Origin of the sequence: Acidovorax sp. (assembly GCF_046314175.1) — a bacterium.
Taxonomy (GTDB): Bacteria; Pseudomonadota; Gammaproteobacteria; order Burkholderiales; family Burkholderiaceae_C; genus Acidovorax.
On sequence record NZ_JBKBXG010000134.1, the window covers coordinates 1 to 9,340 of the forward strand.

The 9,340-nt window shown below is 61.5% G+C and carries 7 protein-coding genes and 2 pseudogenes; 6 read left to right on the forward strand and 3 right to left on the reverse strand.

The window, feature by feature from the left end; translation table 11 throughout:
- Positions 1-292: pseudogene (locus ACK4OE_RS23950) on the reverse strand (RNA polymerase sigma factor RpoD); the annotation flags it as partial.
- Between the two features lie 422 nt (positions 293-714).
- A complete protein-coding gene (dnaG, locus tag ACK4OE_RS23955; protein ID WP_409888804.1) occupies positions 715-2,775 on the reverse strand; it encodes a DNA primase in 2,061 nt (686 codons plus the stop codon).
- 213 nt (positions 2,776-2,988) lie between these two features.
- Here dnaG and ACK4OE_RS23960 point away from each other — a divergent pair, with 213 nt between their 5' ends.
- Positions 2,989-4,635 carry an acyl-CoA synthetase gene (locus tag ACK4OE_RS23960; RefSeq protein ID WP_409888806.1) on the forward strand — a complete coding sequence of 549 codons (1,647 nt, stop codon included), beginning with the start codon at positions 2,989-2,991 and terminating at the stop codon, positions 4,633-4,635.
- A 432-nt stretch (positions 4,636-5,067) separates the two neighbouring features.
- Here the strand turns inward: ACK4OE_RS23960 and ACK4OE_RS23965 are convergent.
- Positions 5,068-6,089 (reverse strand): annotated as a pseudogene (locus tag ACK4OE_RS23965) (integron integrase).
- A gap of 154 nt (positions 6,090-6,243) precedes the next feature.
- Here ACK4OE_RS23965 and ACK4OE_RS23970 point away from each other — a divergent pair.
- The 5 genes from ACK4OE_RS23970 (at position 6,244) to ACK4OE_RS23990 (ending at position 9,306) form a co-directional block, all read left to right on the forward strand.
- The gene (locus tag ACK4OE_RS23970) at positions 6,244-6,519 is read left to right on the forward strand and encodes a hypothetical protein (RefSeq protein ID WP_409888808.1); all 276 of its coding nucleotides are present in this window, start codon (positions 6,244-6,246) and stop codon (positions 6,517-6,519) included.
- A 66-nt stretch (positions 6,520-6,585) separates the two neighbouring features.
- The gene (locus ACK4OE_RS23975; protein ID WP_409888810.1) at positions 6,586-6,945 is read left to right on the forward strand and encodes a hypothetical protein; all 360 of its coding nucleotides are present in this window, start codon (positions 6,586-6,588) and stop codon (positions 6,943-6,945) included.
- A 1,065-nt stretch (positions 6,946-8,010) separates the two neighbouring features.
- On the forward strand, positions 8,011-8,313 hold the full coding sequence (locus tag ACK4OE_RS23980; RefSeq protein WP_409888812.1) for a hypothetical protein: 303 nt from the start codon (positions 8,011-8,013) through the stop codon (positions 8,311-8,313).
- 111 nt (positions 8,314-8,424) lie between these two features.
- The gene (locus tag ACK4OE_RS23985) at positions 8,425-8,730 is read left to right on the forward strand and encodes a hypothetical protein (RefSeq protein ID WP_409888814.1); all 306 of its coding nucleotides are present in this window, start codon (positions 8,425-8,427) and stop codon (positions 8,728-8,730) included.
- Positions 8,731-8,808: 78 nt separating this feature from the next.
- Complete coding sequence (locus ACK4OE_RS23990) at positions 8,809-9,306, forward strand: hypothetical protein (protein WP_409888816.1); 498 nt, start codon at positions 8,809-8,811, stop codon at positions 9,304-9,306.
- The last annotated feature ends 34 nt before the right edge of the window (positions 9,307-9,340 follow it).

The following is a 9,340-nucleotide window of genomic DNA, read 5'->3' on the forward strand; positions in this document are numbered from 1 at the left end:
TGACCTTCTCGACCGTGGCTGCCGTTTCGGTGGTGGTCTCTTCGACTTCACCTTCCAGGTCGGCTTCGATGTCGGACAGGTCGGTGTCGTCACCGCCTTCGTCGCCGGCACCCGCCTTTGGCTTGCGGCCACGTTTGGCGGGGGCCTTGGCTTCGGCGGCACCGGCGGCTTTGGCGGGGCGGCCTGGGCGCTTTTTTGGGGTTTCGTCGTCGTCAGACACCACCGCCTTGGCGGCGGGCTTCTTCTTCAGCAATTCATCGGCAGCTTTGGTCAGCTCGGCAGAACTTTTCACGGGCACAGTTTTCACTTTCTTGGCAACCGGGGCGGGCGCGGCGGCAGCCTTTTTAGGGGCAACCTTGGCCGGGGCTTTGGCAGCGGTTTTGGAGACAGCCTTTGCGGCGGACCCTGGAGCAGACTTGGATGGCTTCGCGGACTTTTGAGCGGGCATGGACAACCTCAGGATCAAAAACGGACACAAAGAAAACGCAAGCGCCTCAGGTCCCGGCGCGGGTGGCAACGCAAAGCTACAACTGCTTTGCGCTTCGAGGGGAGGCCCTCAGAGGCAAGATGTCTGGGCGATCATTTGGTGTGCAGTCCTTGCGATAAGTGGGCCCATCAGCGCATAGGTGCGCGTTTGTCACGGTGGCCCGGCTCGGAGGTGCTGCTGTCGCTCTTGCCGATAACTAACCCTACATTATACCGTCTGGCGCAATTTCAAGCCGCCTTCGCTGCCACTCCCAGCAAAACCCTGCGTTTTTGCTCCAGCTCGCGGTAGCGCTCCAGCGCGGTGGGGTCTGTGGCGGCTTGCAGCATCAGCAGTTTTTGCTGTTCCTCGATGTCTTCGATCTGCATGCGGTTGAGCAGGTCGCGCAGTTCCATGCGCAGCTCCTGCAGATCGCCCTCGGTCTGGGCGTGCGAACCCGTCATCACCTTCAAGGCCAGCGCCTCGCACTCGTGCTCGCGCAGGCTTTCGCGCAGCACGGCCCAGGCCAGGGGGCCGTGCTCATGAAACTGCACCTCCAGCCAGCCAAAAAGCGGGCCGTGGGGCGCAGGCAGCGCACACAGGGTGGCGTGGTCTTCGTGGGTCAGCTCTTCCAGAAACGCCATGTGCGACAGCAGCAGCCGCGCGGCGTGGTCTGTGCGGCTTGCGGTGGGCGTGCGCGGCAGGCGGGGCTGGGGCGGCCAGGGGGAATCCTTGTCCCGTTTCTTCCAGTTGCTCTTCCAGTCACCGCCTTTGCGGAACGCGGGCTTGTTGCCATAGCCGCTGCTATGGCCGTTGCTTTGCCCGCCACCGCTCCCATAGCCGCCGTCGTATCCCCCGGAGTTCTCCGCGTGGGACGGCCAACCGCCCGCGTCGGGCGGGGAGTCCCACGAAGGCGGCTCCTGATTATCGTAGGCTGCGGGTGCCTGGCGGGCTGGCGCACTGCCAGCGCCGGTGTAGCCGGAGTGTGCGGACCGGGGCGCCTCGCGCGCCGTCGTCTGGCCCCACAGGTCCGCCAGGTCCTGGGCCTTGAGTTGGGTCAGGTCCGCCAGCTCGCCCAGCACCTGGCGCTTGAGCACGCCGTCGGGCAGAGCCGTCCACAGCGGCCTGGCATTGCTGGCCATGTGGGCGCGGCCTTCTGCGGTGGCCAGGTCGCAGCCATCGCTGGCGGCTTCAACCAGAAACCGGCTCAGCGGCACGGCCTCGGTCACCCGCCGTGCAAAGGCATCGGTGCCGTGTTCGCGGATGAAACTGTCCGGGTCGTGCTCGGCGGGCAGAAACAAGAACTTGATGCTGCGCGTGTCCGTGGCGTGGGGCAGGGCGCCGTCCAGCGCCTTGCGTGCCGCGCGCCGCCCGGCAGAGTCACCGTCAAAGCTGAACACTACCGATTCGGTAAAGCGCAGCAGCTTTTGCACATGTTCGGGCGTGCAGGCCGTGCCCAGTGTGGCCACCGCGTTGGGGAAGCCCAGCTGCGCCAGCGCCACCACGTCCATATAGCCCTCGGTGACCAATGCGTAGCCTGCTTCGCGGATGGCCGTGCGGGCTTCAAACAGGCCATACAGCTCACGGCCCTTGTGAAACACCGGTGTTTCTGGTGAATTGAGGTACTTGGGCTTGTCGTCCCCCAGCACACGCCCGCCAAACCCAATGCACTCGCCCTTGACGTTGCGGATGGGGAACATCACCCGGTCGCGAAACCGGTCATAGCGTTTGCCACCGTCCTCGTCGTTGACGATGACCAGTCCGCTCTCTTCCAGCAACGGGTCGTCATAACTGGGGAACACGCTGGCCAGGCTGCGCCAGCCCTCAGGGGCGTAGCCCAGCCCATAGCGTTTTGCCACGGTGCCTGACACCCCCCGGCCCTTGAAGTACGCAATGGCACGCTGCGACTCGCGCAATTGGCGGCGGTAGGCGTCGCCCGCTTTTTCCAGCACATCGGTCAGGGTTGCCTGCTTTTGGCGGGCGGCGGCGGCGCGTTCCTTGTCCTGGGGCGATACGTCGTCGTCCGGCACCTGCAGGCCCACGCTCTGGGCCAGGTCCTGCACGGCCTCAACAAAGCCCATGCCCGCGTGCTCCATGAGGAAGCTGATGGCATTGCCGTTTTTGCCGCACCCAAAGCAGTGATAGAACTGTTTGGCGGGGCTCACGCTGAAAGACGGTGACTTTTCGCCATGAAAAGGGCACAGCCCCATGAAATTGGCCCCGCCTTTTTTCAGCTGCACATAGCGGCCCACGATGTCGACCACGTCAACGCGGGCAAGCAGTTCCTGAATGAAAGACTGAGGGATCGTCACGCGGCGTATTGTCCGCGTAAACCGCCGGGCACCTGATCACAAGGCCGATCCTGCGCCCCAACCCCGCGCTGCTACGCCTGGGCCGGCTCAGGTGCAAGATGCGCATATGCTGATGGTCAGCGCCCGCCTGGCGGTGTACCGTACCCATTGCAGCCGCCGCTGCAGGGCTTGTGCCGCCCCAGCGCCCCGTTTACCTTCTCATCTGAAGCGCCCATGACCTCCATCTTCGACCAGCACCTGCCCCGCACCGAGGCCAACTTTGCCCAGCTGTCGCCCCTGTTCTTCATCGAGCGCACGGCCGAGGTCTACCCCCACCGCCTGGCCATCGTGCACGGCGACCTGCGCCAGACCTGGGGCCAGACCTACGCCCGCTGCCGCCAACTGGCCAGCGCCTTGCAGCAAGCAGGCATCGGCAAAAACGACACCGTGGCCGTGATGCTGCCCAACACCCCACCGATGGTGGAGGCGCACTTTGGCGTACCCATGGCGGGCGCCGTGCTCAACGCCATCAACACCCGGCTCGACCCGGAAACCGTGGCCTTCATGCTCGACCATGGCGAGGCCAAGGCCGTCATCGTCGACCCCGAGTTCACCCCCGTCATGGCCAAGGCGCTGGCTCTGCGCCAAAACGCTGCGCCGCTGCTGGTCATCGAGGTGGAAGACGCCTTGTACGGCCCCGCCAGCCAGCGGCTGGGCGGCACCACCTACGACGCGTTTGTGGCGGGCGGCGATGCGCAGTTTGGGTGGAGCCTGCCTGGCGACGAGTGGGACGCCATAGCGCTCAACTACACCAGCGGCACCACCGGCAACCCCAAAGGCGTGGTCTACCACCACCGCGGCGCGGCCAGCAACGCCATCAGCAACGTGCTGGAGTGGGACATGCCCAAACACGCCGTCTACCTGTGGACGCTGCCCATGTTCCACTGCAACGGCTGGTGTTTTCCGTGGACGGTGGCAGCCCGCGCAGCCGTCAACGTGTGCCTGCGCCGCGTGGACGCGCAAGCCATCTTCGATGCCATCCGCACCCACGGCGTCACCCACTACTGCGGCGCGCCCATCGTGCACGGCCTGCTGGTCAACGCGCCTGAGGCGATGAAGGCGGGCATCCCAGCAGGCGTCAAGGCCATGGTGGCAGGCGCAGCGCCCCCGGCCTCGATGATCGAAGGCATGGAAAAGATGGGCTTCGATTTGACCCACGTGTACGGCCTGACCGAGGTGTACGGCCCCGCCACCGTGTGCGCCAAGCACGAGGCGTGGGATGCCCTCGACATCGGCGAACGCGCCCGCCTCAACGCCCGCCAGGGCGTGCGCTACCACCTGGAGCGCGACGTGCGCGTGCTGGACCCGGAGACCATGCTGCCCGTGCCGCAGGACGGCGAAACCATGGGTGAGATCATGTTCAAGGGCAACATCGCCATGAAGGGCTACCTGAAGAACCCCAAAGCCACCGAAGAAGCCTTTGCCGGTGGCTGGTTCCACAGCGGCGACCTGGCCGTGCAATACCCTGACGGCTACATCAAGATCAAGGACCGCAGCAAGGACATCATCATCTCGGGCGGCGAGAACATCTCCTCCATCGAGGTCGAAGACGTGCTCTACCGCCACCCCGACGTGCTGGCCGCCGCCGTGGTGGCCAAGCCCGACGCCAAGTGGGGCGAGACGCCGTGTGCGTTTGTCGAGCTGAAGGCCGGTGCGCAGACCACGCCGGAAGACATCGTGGCCCACTGCAAAAAGCACCTGGCGGGCTTCAAGGTGCCCCGCGCCGTGGTGTTTGGCGAACTGCCCAAGACCAGCACCGGCAAGATCCAGAAGTTCGAGCTGCGCAAGCAAGCCGGGTCGTCAGTGGCCATTGACGTGTAAACCAGCATGGCTCACCCGGTGGGGTGATGACAGTGTTGAATAAATCAAAATTGATAGCTCCTAGCGCTTACTGCATAAGCGCTAGAGGCCAATTTGAATCATATTTTTACGGTAAGCCGCCGTGCAGGGCGCGTGCTCGGTGGCGGGCGCTGACCAAGCAGTTGACAGCTGTGGTATCCGCCTTGCTGGTGCCGGCGCTTATGGGAGCAAATCTGTGCCAAGGCAGCAGCGACGCGCGGTTCCGGCAGATTGTGCGGGGGATGCTGACGTTGTGGGGGGTGGCGATGCTGGTGGCGAATGTGCCAACGGTGTTGGGCCAGATCGGATAGATGTAGTAATTGCTCACCTATTAATAGCTGTTAGCGCTTTATGGATAAGCGGTAGAGCCTGATTTGACTAAAAATCTTCGCTCTCAGCGACCAACGCAGCGTCTCAACTTCCGTGCGCCATCGAATCCAGCGGGCTGGCCGTGCCACCGGCCGCCACCTTCAGAACATGGGTGTAGATCATGGTGGTGGACACATCGCTGTGGCCAAGCAGCTCCTGCACGGTGCGGATGTCGGTGCCAGATTGCAGGAGATGGGTGGCAAAGCTGTGGCGCAAGGTGTTCACCGACACGGGCTTGCAAATACCTGCTTGCGCCACGGCCTTCTTGATGGCACGTTGCAGCCGTTCCTCAAACAGGTGATGGCGCCGCTCTGCGCCCGAGCTTGGGTCCACGGGCAAAGTGGCTGAGGGAAGCAGCCAGAACCAACCCCATGTGCGTCCCACCTGGGGGTACTTTTGCTCCAGCGCATGCGGCGTTTGCCCCCCACCTCGCTGCACTTGCCGGTCCTGTTCCCACACGCCTCGCGCGCGTAGCAGCTGCGCGCGCAGCGTGGGCGCCAGGGTGCGCGGCAACATCACCATGCGATCCTTTGAACAGGTTCTTACTGCCCTTGGCCTCCCGGACAATAATCACTTGGCGATCAAAGTCCACATCCTTGATGCGCAGGCGCAGGCCCTCCATCAGCCGCATGCCTGTGCCATACAACAGTTGTGCCAGCAGCCCCATGTCTGCATCCAGAAACTGAAACAAGGCAGCAACCTCATCCCGCGTCAAAACACTGGGAATGCGCCGCTTCTGGGCGGGGCGGTTTACGCCCTCCAGCCAGGGCAAATCGACGCCCAACCACTTCACGATAGAGAAAAAGGACGGCGCTGAGCGCTTAGTTGTGGGTAGAGGCAGAAACGTGCCGTTCTGTCGCCAACATCTTGAGGAACGCTTCCACCTCAGCCGCCCCCATGTCGCGCTGGTGCCGCATGACCCCGCCAAGCCCGTGCCAGCGTATGAAAAAACGTACCCAATGCAGGTAAGCCTTTTCGGTGCTGAGGCTATAGTGAAGGTAACGAATGCGCTCTCGAACCTGATCCAAAAGGCGAGCTGAGCGCAAGACAGGCGTGCCGGGTTTCATAGAAATTTTATAACTGTGTTTTTGCGCAGCGCATCGGCCAAAATCCCAAGCTGCGAGCCAATTCCAAGGGGAATCCGTGTCCAGAATATTTCGCCAGGTCCAGTGTTTTTCGCAAGGTTTGCGGGATACATCACGTTGAACCGCACTGCTTGCCATGTCTTCAATGCTCGACGAGAACAAGATCTTGGCGTTCGCCGTTTATGAATTGCGCTTGCTGTTGGCTGGCCACCTCGGCAGCGAAGCAACAGCCGATCCTTCCGTTCGCGCAGCCGCACACTTGGCTTATGCGTTGCACAACCAGGCGCTTGCCGTGCTTGAAGGAAGGCGGTTCAGCGCGTCGGAAGCTGAAGCTGCGATTGCAGCAGTTGATCGGCTGTGCGGAGAGAACTTTGCGCAGAGACTTTCGGCGGCGGTGGACCGTGCGGTTTAACCCTTTGGTCAAGCGGACCTGCACCAGCTGCGCTGGCTGGTCCGCTTACCGTGAACTTTATCCGTCATGAAACGTGACCGGCGCTCAGAAGGTGAAGCGATGCTGGCCGGGTCGGAAAGGACTCTCCGTCTGTCCTTGCTCGAAGTTCTGCCGTCCGTCGTGAGATTTGGGTCACCTTTGTTTACGAATTCAAAATTCAACCCGCATGGATTACCTGCCCACATTCTTGATGAGGAAGCGGAGGCCTTTTTTGAAAGTGCATCCGCATGCGTTGACCTGCGCGAGCACCTCGGTCTTCCTGTCGTCGACTCTGTTGGTCAGCTCTTTTTCGATGCGTGCGAGGAAAGCGCGAGTTCAAATGAGCATCGTCGCGGACCACGGAAGCTTGCGGAAGCATTGTTGGAGCGCCTCACCAATGACGCATAACAAGTCGGCCCACGCGGACACACAACATCAGGTTTCCGCTTCGCGGCGCGTGTTGCGTGCCGGTGACCTTCAACGTTATGCCGCAATCTAGCTCGGTGCGTTACCTCTACACCGCGTGGTTCCGCGACGAGTTGGCGCAGGCGGAGGATGAGGACTACGAATGGCCAGCGTGCCTTGTGATTGAGGCGAACACTCCGTCAGACGCACAGCGCTGGGGAGACCACCTCTCTGCCTCATTCAGTCGGAGACGCGGCACAGAGAGGTTTCTGCGGTCGCATGTCGAACTTGCCGAGGCCGCAACTGCTGCGGAACTTCCTGTAGTAGCCGAAGGTCATGAGGTGACGGACGCGGAGATTGGCTGGTGATCGGCACGGCAAAACGTGCACGGCTGTTGCTGCGGCAAGTGCGGCAGAACAAGTCGATCGACACGGACGTCCTATCGGCGGGCTTCGCCCGCCTGTTGGCCGCCGGTCATCTCCGACGTTAAGCCGCAAATGACCAAGGTTGCTCGTCTACTATCGGTTGGCCTGCTGGCATTCTTGCTTTCTGGGCCTGTTTGCGCAGACTGCCGACTACCCGTCCCGGACGACGGCGAGGAGCGCCCGAGTCATCCCAACTTGACTGGTCGAATTTCGAAAGTCATGGGGAACGATGTGCTGGTTCGACAGGATAGGACTGGCCGGCTCGTGCGAGTTCGGCTGCCAAAAGATTCAGAGATCTACACTGCATTTGGCGGCGACGGGACAGTAAGCGATTTGGCGCCTGGTCAGGCGGCAAAGGTTTGGTTCCAATCGTGCGTGTGGCCGAAGGCGAAAGTCCCGGTGTCCGCATACTTCCAAATCTATTCCAGAGATCCAAAGGATCAGCCAGATGCGGCTTGACCAGTCACTCAACCGGACGCGCAACGGCACGCCTCCGCTGGACCTCACTTCATTCTGGCCTATCGGCGTCCTGCCGTCGTGCGCCGGTTGGCTCGAACGTTGTGCAGCGAGAGGCCAAGTCCATCGCTCGGGAGCAGCCCGGTAGTCGGAATGCGAGCCTCTTTTACGATGAACACCTTTCGTTATGAATGACTACATCCTCTTCATGGTGAACGATCCCGCTGACGCGGACATGGCCGAAAACCAGGAACTGTGGAGGCGCTACATCAACGCCTTGCGCCAGAGCGGTCGCTTCGATGGTGGCAGTTCGATTGGCTCTGGTATTCGCGTGAGCAAGTTGGGCACTGTCACGATTTCGTCCAGTGAACTGACGGGGTTCATTCGCGTCCGTGCCGAAAGTGCCGAGGATGCGAGGCAGTTCTTGACCGGCAATCCTCTGTTTGAAGCCGGCGGTACAGTCGAGATTCGCGAGCTTCCTCGTGAGTAAATGCCGACCGTTTCCGAGTTGGCGGCGTCGTGGCACAACTTTTTGCTGCAGCGGACGGCTACGCCGCCCGCTGAGCGCTGACGTTATGCATCGGCGCAATTAGGAGCGTAAATGGCATTCGATATGTATTCTGGTAACAGGAACGAGAGCATCGGCCACCACGAAGAGTTCCTCTTCTCGTTGGCACAAGAAGATGAGTCCCGCTATCCCGAACTCATATCCGTTTGGAACGCGTTCTACAGCGGGCCGCGCATATCGTCGTCACACGCAGGCGCGCTAGTTCACGAGCTCATCGACCTCCTCTCGTCAAACGGTGGTCTTGCGAACAAGCCATTGGCAAACACTGTCGCGCGTCTTTTGCCGTTCTTCAGCATGGCCTATCGCACACAACAGGAAGTCAGGTGTAGCAGTGACTGAGGCGCTTAGCCCATTGCTGCAGCGGACGGCTTCGCCGCTCGTTGAGCGCGAACGTTAGGCCACGCAATCGACCATCCCGTGTATCGCCTTGAGACAACAGCCGATTTCGTCTTCGTCATCATTCTTTCGCTGACGTTGGGTACTCTCGGTACGCTCATGCTGGTGTTCCCCCTTGAACGCCTACCCGCGGACCGCCAGTCATATCAAGCCGTCAGTGGTGTTCTGCGAGAGGTGAAGGACGAAAGTCCTCGCCGAGCCACATCGATAGTATTTGCGCTTGAGGACAAAGCTACCAGATTCGCGTCTACATTTCCCCCCACACGCGAGGATGCCAAGACGTGGGTAGTTGGCCAAACCACACTTCAGTTCTTCGTGCAAAAGCAAGCCGCTGCCGGATTACAGCCTGTTCCTGTGTATGGAATCAAAGTTGACTCACGCCAGTTGAAGTCGCTCGAGCAGGACATTGAGTTCCACAACGCAGCAGTCAACCCATGGGGCGGTCTCATGGCCCTTGCCACCGGAGTACTGGGCATACTCGTTATCGTGGTTCGCTGGCATCAGAAACGTGTGGCCTAACCCCTCGCTCAAAGGGAGTACCAACGGCGGGGCC